The 16312-nt window shown below is 61.6% G+C and carries 15 protein-coding genes; 12 read left to right on the forward strand and 3 right to left on the reverse strand.

From position 1 onward, the window contains the following. Positions 1 to 48: 48 nt before the first annotated feature. Entirely contained in the window at positions 49 to 1134 is a 1086-nt protein-coding gene (locus ACZ3GY_RS19145) for a 5-(carboxyamino)imidazole ribonucleotide synthase (RefSeq protein ID WP_465911601.1), read from the reverse strand. After that, the gene (gene purE / locus ACZ3GY_RS19150) at positions 1134 to 1625 is read right to left on the reverse strand and encodes a 5-(carboxyamino)imidazole ribonucleotide mutase (RefSeq protein ID WP_075928897.1); all 492 of its coding nucleotides are present in this window, start codon (positions 1623 to 1625) and stop codon (positions 1134 to 1136) included. Before purE ends, ACZ3GY_RS19145 begins: the two co-directional genes overlap by 1 nt. Positions 1626 to 1847: 222 nt before the next feature. Here purE and adhP point away from each other — a divergent pair, with 222 nt between their 5' ends. From adhP to ACZ3GY_RS19195, 9 genes are all read left to right on the forward strand, one after another. Beyond that, positions 1848 to 2870 (forward strand): alcohol dehydrogenase AdhP, encoded by a 1023-nt coding sequence (gene adhP, locus ACZ3GY_RS19155; RefSeq protein ID WP_463562886.1) that lies wholly within the window; start codon positions 1848 to 1850, stop codon positions 2868 to 2870. A gap of 90 nt (positions 2871 to 2960) precedes the next feature. After that, positions 2961 to 3758, forward strand: coding sequence for a hypothetical protein (locus ACZ3GY_RS19160; RefSeq protein ID WP_465911602.1), 798 nt, complete (start codon positions 2961 to 2963; stop codon positions 3756 to 3758). A gap of 283 nt (positions 3759 to 4041) precedes the next feature. Further along, the gene (locus ACZ3GY_RS19165; RefSeq protein WP_463562888.1) at positions 4042 to 4950 is read left to right on the forward strand and encodes a glutamate/aspartate ABC transporter substrate-binding protein; all 909 of its coding nucleotides are present in this window, start codon (positions 4042 to 4044) and stop codon (positions 4948 to 4950) included. A gap of 236 nt (positions 4951 to 5186) precedes the next feature. Next, positions 5187 to 5933: an amino acid ABC transporter permease gene (locus tag ACZ3GY_RS19170; RefSeq protein ID WP_465911603.1), complete on the forward strand. Its 747-nt coding sequence runs from the start codon at positions 5187 to 5189 to the stop codon at positions 5931 to 5933. Then, positions 5930 to 6598, forward strand: coding sequence for an amino acid ABC transporter permease (locus ACZ3GY_RS19175; protein ID WP_463562889.1), 669 nt, complete (start codon positions 5930 to 5932; stop codon positions 6596 to 6598). The genes ACZ3GY_RS19170 and ACZ3GY_RS19175 overlap by 4 nt, the downstream gene beginning before the upstream one ends. Then, on the forward strand, positions 6595 to 7329 hold the full coding sequence (locus ACZ3GY_RS19180) for an amino acid ABC transporter ATP-binding protein (RefSeq protein WP_463562890.1): 735 nt from the start codon (positions 6595 to 6597) through the stop codon (positions 7327 to 7329). The genes ACZ3GY_RS19175 and ACZ3GY_RS19180 overlap by 4 nt, the downstream gene beginning before the upstream one ends. A 106-nt stretch (positions 7330 to 7435) precedes the next feature. Further along, a complete protein-coding gene (locus tag ACZ3GY_RS19185) occupies positions 7436 to 9337 on the forward strand; it encodes a sensor histidine kinase (protein ID WP_463562891.1) in 1902 nt (633 codons plus the stop codon). After that, positions 9330 to 10652, forward strand: a complete 1323-nt coding sequence (aauR, locus tag ACZ3GY_RS19190; RefSeq protein WP_465911604.1) for a two-component response regulator AauR — start codon at positions 9330 to 9332, stop codon at positions 10650 to 10652. The genes ACZ3GY_RS19185 and aauR overlap by 8 nt, the downstream gene beginning before the upstream one ends. 78 nt (positions 10653 to 10730) lie before the next feature. Continuing rightward, positions 10731 to 11264, forward strand: a complete 534-nt coding sequence (locus ACZ3GY_RS19195) for an REP-associated tyrosine transposase (protein ID WP_465911605.1) — start codon at positions 10731 to 10733, stop codon at positions 11262 to 11264. A 40-nt stretch (positions 11265 to 11304) separates the two neighbouring features. Here the strand turns inward: ACZ3GY_RS19195 and ACZ3GY_RS19200 are convergent, their stop codons facing one another. Beyond that, positions 11305 to 12216, reverse strand: coding sequence for a LysR substrate-binding domain-containing protein (locus ACZ3GY_RS19200; protein WP_465911606.1), 912 nt, complete (start codon positions 12214 to 12216; stop codon positions 11305 to 11307). 239 nt (positions 12217 to 12455) lie between these two features. Between ACZ3GY_RS19200 and aspA the strand changes: the two genes are divergently transcribed. The 3 genes from aspA (at position 12456) to ACZ3GY_RS19215 (ending at position 16267) form a co-directional block, all read left to right on the forward strand. Continuing rightward, positions 12456 to 13880 (forward strand): aspartate ammonia-lyase, encoded by a 1425-nt coding sequence (gene aspA / locus ACZ3GY_RS19205; protein WP_465911607.1) that lies wholly within the window; start codon positions 12456 to 12458, stop codon positions 13878 to 13880. Between the two features lie 138 nt (positions 13881 to 14018). Continuing rightward, positions 14019 to 15272 (forward strand): dicarboxylate/amino acid:cation symporter, encoded by a 1254-nt coding sequence (locus ACZ3GY_RS19210; protein WP_465911608.1) that lies wholly within the window; start codon positions 14019 to 14021, stop codon positions 15270 to 15272. A 227-nt stretch (positions 15273 to 15499) separates the two neighbouring features. Then, positions 15500 to 16267 carry a substrate-binding periplasmic protein gene (locus ACZ3GY_RS19215; RefSeq protein WP_463562897.1) on the forward strand — a complete coding sequence of 256 codons (768 nt, stop codon included), beginning with the start codon at positions 15500 to 15502 and terminating at the stop codon, positions 16265 to 16267. The last annotated feature ends 45 nt before the right edge of the window (positions 16268 to 16312 follow it).

The following is a 16312-nucleotide window of genomic DNA, read 5'->3' on the forward strand; positions in this document are numbered from 1 at the left end:
ATCTGACGAGCGCAGCGCTGGAGAGGTTCAACCTCCCGCGCCAGACGCCTAGCCTGCTGCGATAAGCGCCTGTACCTCGGCGATACGGCTGTCGAGGGTCGCCCGATCCGCACAACGCAGGGTGGCATGACCAACCTTGCGCCCGACCTTGAAGGCCTTGCCGTAGTGATGCAGGTGGCAATCATCGATGGCCGCAACCTTATCCACAGCCGGTACGCTGCCGATGAAGTTGAGCATGGCGCTCTCGCCGACCTTGGCGGTCGAGCCCAGCGGCAGGCCGGCGACAGCGCGCAGATGGTTCTCGAACTGGCTGCACTCGGCACCTTCGATGGTCCAGTGCCCGGAGTTGTGTACCCGCGGCGCGATCTCGTTGGCCTTGAGGCCACCGTCGACCTCGAAGAATTCGAAAGCCATGACGCCAACGTAATCGAGCTGCTTCAGCACGCGCCCGACGTAATCTTCGGCCAGCGCCTGCAGCGGGTGATTGGTGCTGGCCACCGACAGGCTGAGAATGCCGCTGTCGTGGGTGTTGTGCACCAACGGGTAGAAGCGTGTTTCGCCATCACGGCCACGCACGGCGACCAGCGACACTTCACCGCTGAACGGCACGAAACCTTCAAGGAGGCACGGCACGCTGCCTAGCTCGGCGAAGGCGCCGGTGACGTCTTCGGGTTTGCGCAGAACCTTCTGGCCCTTGCCGTCATAACCCAGGGTACGGGTCTTCATCACGGCAGGCAGGCCAATGCTGGCGACGGCCGCGTCGAGATCGGCCTGAGACTGGATATCGGCGAATTCCGGGGTGGGGATGCCCAGATCCTTGAACATCGACTTCTCGAACCAGCGATCACGGGCGATGCGCAGCGACTCGGCGCTCGGATAGACCGGCACGAACTGGGACAGGAACGCCACGGTTTCGGCTGGCACGCTTTCGAACTCGAAGGTCACCAGATCGACTTCATCGGCCAGTTGGCGCAAATGATCCTGATCGCCGTAATCGGCACGAATGTGTTCGCCCAGCGCTTGTGCGCAAGCATCTGGCGCCGGGTCGAGAAACGCGAAATTCATACCCAGCGGAGTACCCGCCAGGGCCAACATGCGACCGAGCTGGCCGCCCCCGATTACGCCGATCTTCATCACTGCGCCCTCGGATCCGGGTTGTCCAGCACGGTATTGGTCTGCTCATCGCGGAACTGCTTGAGCGCCGCGTGGAACTGCGGGTGCTGGTGACCGAGGATACTCGCCGCCAGCAGCGCGGCGTTGATGGCGCCCGCCTTGCCGATGGCCAGGGTCGCAACCGGAATGCCAGCTGGCATCTGCACAATGGACAGCAGTGAGTCGACGCCCGAGAGCATGGACGACTGCACCGGCACGCCGAGCACTGGCAGATGGGTTTTAGCAGCGCACATGCCAGGCAGGTGAGCGGCACCACCAGCACCCGCGATGATCACCTGAATACCGCGGCCTTCGGCTTCTTCAGCGTACTGGAACAGCAAATCCGGGGTGCGGTGGGCAGAGACCACCTTCACTTCGTTGGGAATGCCTAATTTATCCAGCATCTCGACGGTATGGCTCAGGGTGCTCCAGTCGGATTTGGAACCCATGATCACGCCAACCAGTGCGCTCATCGTCGTGCCTCTCTCGTCTCGGGCGCTTGGCGCCGCGGCAGAAACAACAAACCACGCGGTAGGCGTGGTTTGCGGAAACCGGCAATTATACTGCAGTCGTGCGCAAATCGATAATCGGCCGCCCGTCGGAGAACCAGGCGACAACTGCGACTATTGTCCTGGGACAGTGCGTGACCTGGCAGGCCTTCCATACTGGGCTTCTCTATCGAGGAGGATCGCGCCATGCAACAGACCATGAAAGCCGCCGTCGTGCATGCCTTCGGTGAGCCTTTACGGCTCGAAGAAGTGAAGGTTCCCCTGCCCGGCCCCGGGCAGATACTAGTGAAGATCGAGGCAGCGGGTGTCTGCCACACCGATCTGCACGCCGCCGATGGCGACTGGCCGGTGAAACCCAGCCTGCCGTTCATTCCCGGTCATGAGGGCGTGGGCTATGTCGCCGCCGTAGGCCGTGGCGTGACGCGGATCAAGGAAGGCGACCGCGTCGGCGTACCCTGGTTATACACAGCCTGTGGCTGCTGCGAGCACTGCCTTACTGGCTGGGAAACCCTTTGCGCTGATCAACAGAACACCGGCTATTCGGTTAACGGCAGCTACGCCGAATACGTGCTGGCCGATCCGAACTATGTGGGCATTCTGCCCAAGAACGTCGGATTCGCCGAGATCGCGCCGATCCTCTGCGCAGGTGTCACCGTCTACAAGGGCCTGAAGGTCACCGGGGCGCGCCCCGGCCAGTGGGTGGCCATTTCTGGCATCGGCGGCCTGGGCCACGTCGCCGTGCAATACGCCCGTGCCATGGGCTTGCATGTGGTTGCCATCGATGTAGACGACGTCAAACTGGCATTGGCGAAAAAACTCGGCGCCAGCCTGACCATCAACGCCCGCCAGGAGGATCCAGCCGCCGTCGTACAGCGTGATATAGGCGGCGCACACGGCGTGCTCGTCACGGCGGTATCGAACAGCGCATTCAGCCAAGCGATCGGCATGGCGCGTCGTGGTGGCACGGTGGCGCTGGTGGGGCTGCCACCAGGCGACTTCCCAACGCCGATCTTCGATGTGGTGCTCAAGGCCATCAGCATCACCGGCTCCATCGTCGGTACACGCGCCGACCTGCAGGAAGCCATGGACTTCGCTGGCGAGGGGCTGGTCAAGGCGACCATCCACCGCGACAGCCTGGATAACGTCAACGGCATCCTCGGGCAGTTGCGCGCTGGGAAGATCGAGGGCCGGGTGGTGATGGAGTTCTGAGCGCGGGCATCGCCGGAGGGGAACGGAGTCACAGCGTCAGCGGTCAGACGCCTCTAGAATTACCCCCAACTCCATGAAAAGGACTACGCCATGACACGGCTGTCGCTGCTTATCGCCACCACCTTCCTGACCTTCAATGCCAATGCCCTGGAGCTGGCCAAATACCCCAAGGTATTTAGCGCCGACCAAGGCATTAGCGTCGTCATCGCCCCCAGCAGCGACGAGCGCCAGGCGCTGGTGCAAGTGCGCGGCATCAACCACCCCATGGATGAAGTGGTGTTACTGACCGACGTGAAGCAACGCGGTCAACAGGAAAACGATTACTCCACGACCCTGGATGGCCGTGACTATGTGCTGCTTGGCCAACGTCAGGGCTGGGGTGGTGAGTCGTACCAGTTGTACCTGCCCAACAACCGCGAACCGCTTTATGTAGGTTTCGATGAAAAGGCCAGCAAAGCCGTCAAGCCCACCGAACTGCTGGCACTCTATGAGAAACAGAAGAAGGATGGCGTCCAGGAAAAGCTCGCCCGCTTCGACCGCGAGAAACGCCAGCAGTATCACGTTGAGCAACTTGGAGAGATGGATGCACGCGCCTCCGCCAGTTGCGGCAGCCCGGTGAAAACCGAGGTGGACATGAACGGCATCGACGAGAAATTGTTGAAGGAGCTGAGCATCTCCAGCTACTGCGGCGAGGTGGTCAACCAGATGAACAACCTGTGCAGCAGCTCGCCAGCCTTCAAGGAGCAGGCGGCCAAATTCAACACCGTGCAGTGCAGTTTCGCCTCAGAAATGAAGATTCGCGAACAGGGCGACCGCATCCTTTTCACCACCGAGCGCGAAGCGGCCAATCAGGGCGACTTCATCAAGGCGTTCCTGCGCAATCTCTGAGTTGGCAAACCGGGCGGCCAGCGCGGCCGCCCTCCATTCGCATTCGGAATCCCGAACGCAAAGCCGTCGAAAAACCGAACAACCGAACTTCAAGCATCGTTAGATAGCTTGCTATAAATATAAAAAAACATATAAATCAAACGCTTATTAACTGCGCAAGGGTGAGGATCGGCCTGGCATACATCCTGCTCCCTATCTGACCAGGAATGCGATAGCTCTTCCACACAGAGGCACGTACCCCGCTGTACAGCCTCAATAACAACAACACCGAGGAAATCGACCCATGCGTATTGTCCCCCGCGTACTGGCTGTAGCCGTTGCCGCCACCCTGATGTCCAGCCCGGTTTTCGCCGCAGAACTGACCGGCACCCTGAAGAAAATCAAGGATTCGGGCACCATCACCCTGGGCCACCGCGACTCGTCCATCCCCTTCTCGTATTTCGGCGACACCTCCAAGCAGCCAGTTGGCTACTCCCATGATCTGCAGCTCAAAGTCGTTGAAGAGCTCAAGAAGGAGCTGGAGCTGCCGGATCTGAAGGTGCGCTACAACCTGGTGACCTCCCAAACCCGTATCCCGCTGGTGCAGAACGGCACTGTGGATCTGGAGTGTGGCTCCACCACCAACAACGTCGAGCGTCAGCGTCAGGTCGATTTCTCCGTCGGCATCTTCGAAGTGGGCACCCGTCTGCTGGCCAAGAAGAGCAGTGGCGTGAACGATTTCGAAGACCTCAAAGGCAAGAACGTGGTGACCACCGCTGGTACCACTTCCGAGCGCCTGCTCAAATCCATGAACGCCGAGAAGAAGATGGGCATGAACGTGATTTCCGCCAAGGATCACGGCGAGTCTTTCCTGATGCTCGAGTCCAACCGCGCCGTGGCCTTCATGATGGATGACGCCCTGCTCGCTGGCGAAATGGCCAAGGCCAAGAAGCCGGATGACTGGCACGTGGTCGGCACCCCGCAGTCCTTCGAAATCTATGGCTGCATGGTTCGCAAGGGCGACGAAGGCTTCAAGAAGGTGGTCGACAAGGCCATCAGCGCGACCTTCGCATCGGGCGAAATCAACGACATCTACAACAAGTGGTTCCAGCAGCCAGTACCGCCAAAAGGCCTGAACCTCAATTTCCCCATGAGCGAAGAGCTGAAGAAGCTGATCGCCGAACCAACCGACAAGTCTGCTGAGCAGATCTGACGGTGTGATGCCACGCCCCTTTCACGAGAAGGGGCGTGGCGGGCACAGGGGAGGCCTGCGGCTTCCCCAACCTAACTCCTGACGAAGCCGACGCTCATCCGCTCACGCGGATACGGGTGACTGTTGCCTGCGAACCGGCTTCGCCACCGTAGAACGTATTTACGATCTCCAGCTAAAGACTCTTTTTGACGCCGTAGATCGTAAACACGTTCGCAAACCTGCGAGGGGAAACCCGCATGAACTACAACTGGGACTGGGGCATTTTCTTCAAGTCCACCGGCATTGGCAGCGAAATCTACCTGGACTGGTTCATCACCGGCCTGGGCTGGACCATCGCCATTGCGCTGGTCGGCTGGCTAATCGCCCTGTCACTTGGCTCGCTGCTCGGCGTGATGCGTACCGTGCCGAACCGCCTGATCTCCGGAATCGCCACCGCCTACGTGGAAGTCTTCCGTAACGTGCCGCTGCTGGTGCAGCTGTTCCTCTGGTACTTCCTGGTACCGGATCTGCTGCCTGAACCTCTGGAGCTGTGGTTCAAGCAGGATCTCAATCCTGCCACCTCGGCCTATCTGTCGGTTGTGGTGTGCCTCGGCCTGTTCACCGCTGCCCGTGTCTGCGAGCAGGTGCGTACCGGCATTGAAGCGTTGCCCGCGGGCCAGACCGCCGCCGCCTATGCCATGGGCTTTCGTCTGCCGCAGATCTACAGCAACGTGCTGCTGCCCCAGGCCTATCGAATCATCATTCCGCCGTTAACCAGCGAATTCCTGAACATCTTCAAGAACTCTTCGGTGGCCTCGCTGATCGGCCTCATGGAACTGCTCGCCCAGACCAAACAGACCGCCGAGTTCAGCGCCAACCTGTTCGAAGCCTTCACCCTGGCGACGCTGATCTATTTCACCCTGAACATGAGCCTGATGATGATCATGCGCATGGTCGAGCGCAAAGTTGCAGTGCCTGGCCTGATTTCCGTGGGAGGTAAATGATGGACTTCAGTCAGATCATCCCCGCTCTGCCAGGCCTCTGGGAAGGCATGGCCATGACCCTGCAACTGATGGTCATGGGCGTTATCGGTGGCGTGATTCTCGGCACCCTGCTGGCGCTGATGCGCCTGTCGAGCAACGTGCTGCTGTCCAAGATCGCGGCCACCTATGTCAACTACTTCCGCTCGATCCCGCTGCTGCTGGTGATCACCTGGTTCTACTTCGCAGTGCCGTTCATCCTGCGCTGGATCACCGGCGAAGACACCCCAATAGGCGCCTTCGCCTCCTGCCTGGTGGCCTTCATCATGTTCGAGGCGGCGTATTTCTGCGAAATCGTCCGCGCCGGCATCCAGGCCATCCCCAAGGGTCAGATGGGCGCCGCCCAGGCACTGGGCATGACTTACGGCCAGACCATGCGCCTGATCATCCTGCCCCAGGCATTCCGCAAGATGACCCCGCTGCTGCTGCAGCAGAGCATCATCCTGTTCCAGGACACCTCGCTGGTTTACACCGTCGGCCTGATGGACTTCCTCAATGCCGCCCGTTCGCGCGGTGACATTCTGGGTCAGCCCCACGAGTTCCTGATCTTCGCCGGTCTGGTTTACTTCACCATCAGCTTCGCGGCTTCGCAGCTGGTCAAGTTCCTGCAAAAAAGGTTAGCCGTATGATTTCCATCAAGAACGTCAACAAGTGGTATGGGGACTTCCAGGTGCTGACCGACTGCACCACGGACGTCAAAAAGGGCGAAGTGGTGGTGGTCTGCGGGCCATCCGGCTCGGGCAAGTCGACCCTGATCAAGTGCGTCAATGCTCTGGAGCCGTTCCAGAAGGGCGACATCACGGTCGACGGCACCTCTATCGCCGATAAAAAGACCAACCTGCCCAAGCTGCGCTCGCGGGTCGGCATGGTGTTCCAGCACTTCGAGCTGTTTCCACACCTGACCATCACCGAAAACCTGACCATCGCGCAAATCAAGGTGCTGGGTCGCAGCAAGGAAGAAGCCAAGCAAAAAGGCATGGCGCTGCTCGATCGCGTTGGCCTCAAGGAACACGCGCACAAGCACCCGGGGCAGTTGTCCGGTGGTCAGCAACAGCGCGTGGCGATTGCCCGTGCCCTGGCGATGGATCCGGTGGTGATGCTGTTCGACGAACCGACCTCGGCCCTCGACCCGGAAATGGTCAACGAAGTGCTCGACGTGATGGTACAACTGGCCCACGAAGGCATGACCATGATGTGCGTGACCCACGAGATGGGCTTCGCTCGCAAGGTCGCTGACCGGGTGATTTTCATGGACGCCGGCCAGATCGTCGAAGACTGCCCCAAGGAAGAGTTCTTCGGCGACGTCAGCGCGCGCTCCGAACGTGCTCAGCAGTTCCTCGCCAAGATCCTGCAGCACTGATCCACCCTGTCGGCGCTGCGGGAAGCCGCAGCGCCGACACATTTAGGCGCCCCACCGCTCCTAAACCGCCAAACGCCCCGCAACTGGCCAGCTCAGGAGGACTGTGATGCAATGCGCCTCCGCCAGGCTTCGTGTGGTACCGCCCGCCTTGTCCACCAAACCGCGCTACGTCCGACACCTGCTGCTAACCCTGCTGATGCTGATACTGGTCGCCGCGTGCGGCTACGCCGGTTATTACCTCAGCGAAAAGGCCGGCATCCGTAACCTGATCGAAAGCGGTGAACGCCAACTCGAGCTCAACGCCCGTGCGGTGGAAAGCGAGATCAACAAGTACACCTACCTACCCAGCCTGCTGGAGCTGGAGTCCAACGTCAGCCGCCTGCTGCTGACGCCCGACGCCTACCGCCGCCAGCGCGTCAACGACTACCTCGAAGGCCTCAACCGGCGTAGCGGCAGCATGGCCATCTACGTGATGGACACCGACGGCCGCGTGCTCGCCACCAGCAACTGGCGCCAGCACGACAGCTACCTGGGTGAGGATTTGTCCTTCCGTGCCTACTTCCAGGACGCGTTACAGGGCGAGCAAGGCCGCTTCTACGGGATCGGCAGCACCACCGGCGAGCCTGGTTACTACCTGTCCCACGCCCTCAAGGCCAACGGCCGGATCATCGGCGTAGCCGTGGTCAAGGTACGCCTCGACCCGCTGGAGCAGCGCTGGCAACGGGCACGCCTGGAGGCCTACGTCAGCGACGAGAACGGCATCATCATTCTTTCCAGCGACCCGGCCCGCCGCCTCAAGGCGGTGCGCCCACTGAACGCCGAGATCAAGGAGCGTCTGGCGCGCAGCCTGCAGTATCACTGGTCGTCACTCGACGAGCTTATCCCGCTGACACGCACACCCGTAGCCACCGATGTCGAGCAGGTCAGCTTCGCCGCCACCGGCGAGCAGGAGGTCAGCGAGGCGATCAACTACCTGTCGCAAAGCCGCCAACTAGAGGACACACCCTGGCACCTGACGCTGCTCAGCCCACTGCAGGATCTGCGCCGCGAAGCGGTCAGCCACGGCATGCTGGCAGCCGCTGCCTTCGCGTTGCTGGCCTTCCTGCTGATCGCCTGGAACGAGCGGCGCAAGGTGATCGCCACCCGCCTCGCAGCCCGGGAAGCGCTGCAATTGGCCAACAGCGAACTGGAACGCAAGATCACCGAACGCACCGCCGATCTGCGCGCCAGCAATGACCGCCTCAAGGCGCAAATTCGCGAACGACGGCAGGCCGAAGAGACCCTGCGCCTTGCCCAGGATGAACTGGTGCAAGCCGGCAAGCTGGCGGTGATCGGGCAGATGTCCACCAGCATTGCCCATGAGCTCAACCAACCGCTGGCCGCGCTGCGCACCCTGTCCGGCAATACCGTGCGCTTTCTCTCCCGAGGCTCGTACGACGTGGCCACCACCAACCTGCAGACCATCAACGAACTGGTCGACCGCATGGGCAAGATCACCGGCAGCCTGCGCGCCTTCGCGCGCCGCTCCAACGATGGCGGCGAAGCCAGCCTGAGCAAAGCCGTGGACGCGGCGTTACAGGTGGTGCAGCCGCGCCTGGAACGCACTCCGCTGAACATTCACCACCAGTTCGACGACGCGCGCCTGGCGATCAACCAGACCCGCCTGGAGCAGATCCTGGTCAACCTGATCGCCAACGCCGCCGATGCCATGAGCACCCAAACGGATCGCCAACTGTGGTTGCAGGGCAGTGCAGATGGCGACCGCTATCGCCTGCGCGTGCTCGACAACGGCCCCGGCATCGCCCCCGCCGATCGCACGCACCTGTTCGAACCCTTCTTCACTACCAAGCCCGGCGAGCAGGGCCTGGGTCTCGGCCTGACGCTATCGGCCAGCCTCGCGGCAGCCGCAGGCGGTAGCTTAAGCGCCGATCATCCGCCTCAGGGCGGTACCGCTTTCGAACTCAACCTGCCTCAGGTTGCCGCTGTCATGGAGACACCCGATGAATGACGACCTCACCGTGCTGATCGTCGAAGACGATCCTCACGTGCTGCTCGGCTGCCAGCAGGCCCTGGCCCTGGAAGATATCGCCAGCGAAGGCGTCGGTAGCGCCGAACAGGCTCTGCAACGCATCAATGCGGACTTCGCAGGAATCGTCATCAGTGACATCCGCCTGCCGGGTATGGATGGCCTGAAACTGCTGGACGAACTCAAGCGCCGCGACCCGGCGCTGCCGGTGGTACTGATCACCGGCCACGGTGATATCGGCATGGCCGTTGGCGCGATGCGCGACGGCGCCTACGACTTCATGGAAAAACCCTTCTCCCCCGAACGCCTGGTCGATGTCACCCGCCGCGCCCTGGAACAACGCAGCCTGGCCCGCGAGGTGTCGTCACTGCGCCGCCAACTGGCTGGCAAGCAGGCACTGGAGCATCGGCTGATCGGTCGCTCGCCAGCCATGCAGCAGTTGCGCGAGCTGATCGCCAACGTCGCCGACACTTCGGCCAACGTGCTGATCGAAGGCGAAACCGGCACCGGCAAGGAACTGGTCGCGCGCTGCCTGCACGACTTCAGCCGTCGACAGAACAAAGCCTTCGTGGCACTGAACTGCGGCGGCCTGCCGGAAAACCTGTTCGAGAGCGAAATCTTCGGCCACGAAGCCCACGCCTTCACCGGTGCCAGCAAACGGCGCATCGGCAAAATCGAACACGCCAACGGCGGTAGCCTGTTTCTCGACGAGATCGAGAGCATGCCGCTGAGCCTGCAGATCAAGCTGCTACGCGTACTGCAGGAACACAGCCTGGAACGTCTGGGATCCAACCAGTCGGTCGCTATCGACTGCCGGGTGATCGCCGCGACCAAGGCCGATCTCGACGAAGCCGGCAAGAGTGGCCACTTCCGCAGCGACCTGTATTACCGCCTCAACGTGGTTAGCCTGGAGCTGCCTCCGCTGCGCGAACGGCGCGAAGATATCGCCCTGCTGTTCGAGCACTTCCTGCAGCTCTCCGCCCTGCGCTTCGACCGCGCCGCCCCCGAGCTGGATCGCCATACCCTGGCAGCGCTGATGGCTCATGACTGGCCTGGCAACGTACGGGAACTGCGCAACGTCGCCGAACGCTTCGCCCTTGGCCTGCCAGCCTTCAAGAAAAGCGGCAGCAACGACGCTATCGCACCAAGCTTCGCCGAGGCCGTGGAAGCCTTCGAACGCAACCTGCTGGTCGACGCCCTCGAACAGCACGCCGGCAACCTCAGCCAAGCCGCCCAGGCTTTGGGCATGGCCAAGACCACGCTGTTCGACAAGGTGAAGAAGTACGGGCTGGGCTAAACACAGCCCGTGGCCCTTAGGTGGGGACAGGGCGCGTAGCGATACCCATCATTAAACGCATCAGCAAGGAAGCTGACGATGACCGAATACCGCCGCGACCATACGCCTGGCGCCACGTGGTTCTTTACCCTGAATCGGGTTGATCGCAGTAGCGATCTGCTGGTAGAGCATATCGACTCGTTGCGCGCCGCCTTTCGTTACACCATGGGCCGTCACCCATGGTTTATCGATGCCATCGTTATCTTAACCGACCATCTTCACGCGCTCTGCACACTACCGGCCAACGATGCTGATTACGCGCTGCGCTGGCGCCTGATCAAGACTCACTTTTCACGGGCAATCCCTCGCAATGAAAATATTTCTCCGAGCCGCGCTAGACGCGGAGAAAGAGGCATCTGGCAACGCCGCTATTGGGAGCACCGTATTCGCGACGAGAGTGATTTCGCAGACCACGCCGATTACATCCACAACAACCCACGTAAACATGGCTATGTGGAGCGGGTGGCCGACTGGCCGTGGTCATCGTTTCATCGCTACGTGAGAGCTGGGCTGTTACCAGAAAACCGGGCGAGCGGGATGGAGCTAGACATAGACCTAGGAGAACGTGAATAAACCGTTGCATAACCATCATCGTGATGGGTATCGCTTCGCTCTAACCCTCGCCACGCCCCACGCCACCCTCGAGCTTGCGCCACAGCAGGCGTACGCCAGCCTTGCGCGACATGCTCCAGCGGTACAGACGGATCTCCAGCGGGATGACCCAGTGCTCCTTACCGCAGACCACCAACTCGCCGCGCGCCAGCTCAGCATGCATCGACAACCGCGGCACCCAGGCCACACCCAGGCCCTGCAGGGCCATTGCCTTGAGGCTATCGGCCATGGCGGTTTCGTGCACGGTGGTGGAACGCAGCGCGCGCTGGCGTAGCAGCAGGTTCACCGAACGGCCGAGAAAGGTACCGGCGCTGTAGGCCAGCAGCGGCACGCTCTGTCCGGAATCCAGGTCATACAGCGGCGCACCGTGCTCGTCGACCGCACATACCGGAAGCATCTCGCTACGCCCCAGGTACAGCGACGGAAACAGATCCGGTATCAGCTGCACGGCGGCGTCCTGATCGTAGTAGGCAAGAATCAGGTCGCAGGTGCCTTCACGCAACGAGTGCACGGCTTCGCCTACGTTGGTGGCCACCAGCCGAGTGGTCAGTGGCAGGCCGTCACGGCGCAAGCGGGCAATCCACTCGGGAAAGAAGCTGAAGACCAGGGAGTGGGCCGCGGCAATTTGCAACGCCTCACCCTGCTGCCCTTCTAGATGATGCAGATGGCGAACCACCTCGCCAAGTTGATCGACCAGGCTACGGGCGGTAAGCAGAAACAACTGGCCGGATTCGGTCAATTCCACCGGCGTACGCGAGCGGTTGACCAAAGTCAGGCCAAGCGCCGCCTCAAGGCTGCGGATACGCCGGCTGAATGCCGGCTGGGTGACGAAACGCTTCTTTGCCGCCTGGGAAAAGCTGCGCGTGGAGGCCAGGGTGACGAAGTCTTCCAGCCATTTGGTTTCCAGGTTCATGGATCACCCACTCGTGTATTCAGTTCTTTGCCCGACGGATGAAAAGGGCACCCGCTATGCGCGCCCTTCCACCCTGCGACAAGCGGCTGGATAACGCCAGGTGATATCCAGCAGTCACATCGACATTATGCCGATTATGCATAGGGCAGCAAGTAACAGCATTGGCCGCGAAATGGTCTGAGCCCTTACTCTAAAGGTCATCGCGGTATATCCCGCGTCTTTATGAGAGTCGAGGCATCATGTCAGCTGCTGCATTGTTCCGCGTCGAAAAAGACCTGCTCGGTACCCTCGAAGTCCCTCAAGAGGCTTACTACGGCATCCAGACCCTGCGTGCGCTGAACAACTTCCGCCTGTCCGGCGTGCCGTTGGCTCACTACCCGAAACTGGTCGTGGCCCTGGCCATGGTCAAGCAAGCCGCTGCCGACGCCAACCGTGAGCTGGGCCATCTGCCTGCTGCCAAGCATGCGGCGATCAGCGAAGCCTGCGCACGCATTATCCGCGGCGATTTCCACGACCAGTTCGTGGTCGATATGATTCAGGGCGGCGCCGGCACCTCGACCAACATGAATGCCAACGAGGTGATCGCCAACATCGCCCTGGAAGCCATGGGCCATGCCAAAGGTGAATACAAGCACCTGCACCCCAACAACGACGTGAACATGGCGCAGTCGACCAACGACGCCTACCCCACCGCCATCCGCCTGGGCCTGCTGCTCGGCCACGACACCCTGCTGGCCAGCCTGGACAGCCTGATCCAGTCCTTCGCGGCCAAAGGCGTCGAGTTCAGCCACGTGCTGAAAATGGGCCGCACCCAACTGCAGGACGCTGTACCGATGACCCTCGGTCAGGAATTCCGCGCCTTCGCCACCACCCTCGGTGAAGACCTGGCGCGCCTGCGCAGCCTGGCGCCGGAACTGCTCACTGAAGTGAACCTGGGCGGCACCGCCATCGGCACCGGCATCAACGCCGACCCTGGTTACCAGCATCTGGCCGTGCAGCGCCTGGCGCTGATCAGTGGTCAGCCGCTGGTGCCGGCTGCCGACTTGATTGAAGCGACCTCCGACATGGGCGCCTTCGTGCTGTTCTCCGGCATGCTCAAGCGTACCGCGGTCAAGCTGTCGAAGATCTGCAACGACCTGCGTCTGCTCTCCAGCGGCCCGCGCACCGGCATCAACGAGATCAACCTGCCGGCACGTCAGCCAGGCAGTTCGATCATGCCCGGCAAGGTCAACCCGGTGATCCCGGAAGCGGTCAATCAGGTGGCCTTCGAAATCATCGGCAACGACCTGGCGCTGACCATGGCAGCCGAAGGCGGTCAGTTGCAGCTGAACGTGATGGAGCCGCTGATCGCTTACAAGATCTTCGACTCGATCCGCCTGCTGCAGCGCGCCATGGACATGCTGCGCGAGCATTGCATCAACGGCATCACCGCCAACGAAGCCCACTGCCGTGCCCAGGTGGAAAACTCCATCGGCCTGATCACCGCACTCAACCCCTATATCGGCTACGAAAACGCCACGCGCATCGCCAAGGTCGCGCTGGACAGTGGTCGCGGTGTACTGGAACTGGTGCGTGAGGAAGGGCTGCTTGACGAGGCTACGCTGGCCGACATCCTGCGCCCCGAGAATATGATCGCACCGCGCCTGGTGCCCCTGCAGGGCTGATCCACTGCGCCCTATCAACCAGTTATTCGCGCCGCCTCCATTGAGGGCGGCGCCTTCATTTGTGCCCTCGCCTGCCGGGCAACACCCGTAAAGACCGTCACGATGGTCATCACAACAACGACAATTTAGGTGATATCCATGAGTCAGAGCCCTACCCCTATACGCCGCTTCCTAAGGGGCATGCCCCTCTGGCAGCAGATTCTCATCGGCCTCGTGCTCGGCGTATTGGTCGGCCTGCTGTTCAAGGACGGCGCCAAGCTCCTCGCCCCCTTGGGCGCACTGTTCCTCAATGCGATCAAGATGCTCATCGTGCCGCTGGTGTTCGTCTCCCTGGTGGCCGGTATTACCTGCATGCAGGACACCGCCAAGCTGGGCCGGATCAGCGTCAAGACAATCGCCATCTATCTGGTGACCACCGCATTCGCGGTGAGTATCGGCCTGCTGTTCGGTGCACTGTTCACTCCGGGCGCCGGCATGAACATGGTCGCCAGCGCCGCCACCGAGGCCAAACAGGCGCCCTCCCTGGTGGAAATCCTCGTCGGCCTGGTACCGGCCAATCCGGTGACCGCGTTCGCCGAAGGCAACATTTTGCAGATCATCGTCTTTGCCATCGCCCTGGGCGTGAGCATGAACCTGGTGGGTGAAAAAGCCGCGCCCGTGGTCAAGCTGTTCAACAGCCTGGCCGAGGTGTTCTACAAGCTCACCGACCTGGTGATGCGCTTCGCGCCGATCGGCGTGTTCGCCTTGATCGCTGGCGTCGTGGCGTCCCACGGCATCGAAGTGCTGCTGCCGCTGGGCGGGGTGATCGGCGTCATCTACCTGGCCAGCCTGGCACACATGCTGTTGGTGTATGGCGGCCTGCTCGGCTTGCTCGCCCGGCTCAGCCCGCTGCGCTTCCTGCAGGGCATCGCCCCGGCACTGGCGGTGGCCTTCAGCACCTCGAGCAGCTCGGGCACCCTACCGGTGTCGATCGAGTGCGCGCGCAAGAACCTCGGCGTGTCGGAAGGGGTGGCCGGCTTCGTGTTGCCCGTGGGCGCGACCATCAATATGGATGGCACCGCCATTTATCAGGGCGTGCTGGCGCTGTTCATCGCTCAGGCCTTCGGCATCGATCTGAATGCCGGTCAGTACCTGATGATCATCCTTACCGCGACCCTGGCCTCGATCGGCACCGCCGGCGTGCCCGGTGCCGGCCTGATCATGCTCGGCCTGGTGCTGACCTCGGTGGGCCTGCCCCTCGAAGGCGTGGCGTTGATTGCCGGCATCGACCGCATCCTCGACATGGCGCGCACCACGGTAAACGTGGCCGGCGACCTGATGACCACCACCCTGGTCGGCAGCAGCGAGAACGAACTGGATCGCGAGATCTACAACAGCAGCAACAAGGAATAAGCCTGCTTGCACGGTGCCAAGGGATGGCCACGACCATCCCTTTTCTGTTTCGGCGCCAATGCCTGTTGATGCTTTATTGGCAAATCTTCTCGCACAGCACCAGGCCCCTGTAGTGGCCCGACGTGCGATACAGCGTCATCCCCCTGGGCTTCGCTCTTTCAGGACTGATTGCCGTTTGCGCGCCAGCGCGATACAACGGCAGCAGCCCAACAAAGAGAAGCCCCCTCATGACCGTCAAAGCCGCATGGTTCGTCTGTTTGCTGTCCGTTTCCAGCGTCTTCGCCCTGCCCGCTCAGGCCGAACTGCCGCCTGGCTACAAGGTGGTGTTACAAACGGAAAACTTTCCGCCATTCAACATGGCCGATAACGAAAAGAATTTCGCCCGTGACGCCAATATCCAGGGGGTCAGCACCACCATCGTGCGCGAGATGTTCAAGCGTGCCGGTATCGACTACACCCTGACCCTGCGTTTCCCCTGGAGTCGCGTCTACGACGCCACTCTCGCCAACGCCAACCACGGCCTGTTCTCCACCTCGATGAACGAGGCGCGCCGCCCGCTGTTCAAGTGGGTCGGGCCGGTTGCCAAGGTCGAGCGCGTGCTGCTCGCCGCGCCGGGCTCAAACATCCCCAACCTGACGAGCCTCGAGCAGGCCCGCCAGTACCGCATCGGCAGCTACAAAGACAGCGCCGCCAGCCAGACCCTGGAGAAGGCCGGTCTAGAACCGATCAACACCCTGCGTGACCCGGAAAACATCGCCAAACTGACCCAGGGTCGCATCGACCTGTGGGGCACCACCGATCCGGTATGGCGCCACCAGGCACGCCAGGCGGACGTCACCGGCTTGCGCAACGTGCTGACCTTCGACCGCTCCGATCTTTACCTGGCCCTCAACCTCGACACCCCGGACGAAGTGGTCGCAAGACTGCAAAAGGCGCTGGATGAGATGAAGAGCGAGGGCTACGGCACCTGCAACAAACACCCGGAGCTGTGCTGATAGCGACTGCACGTTCACGTCTTTACCGATACAAGGCGCAAGCGG

The organism is Pseudomonas sp. PME37.24/006 (assembly GCF_055556635.1).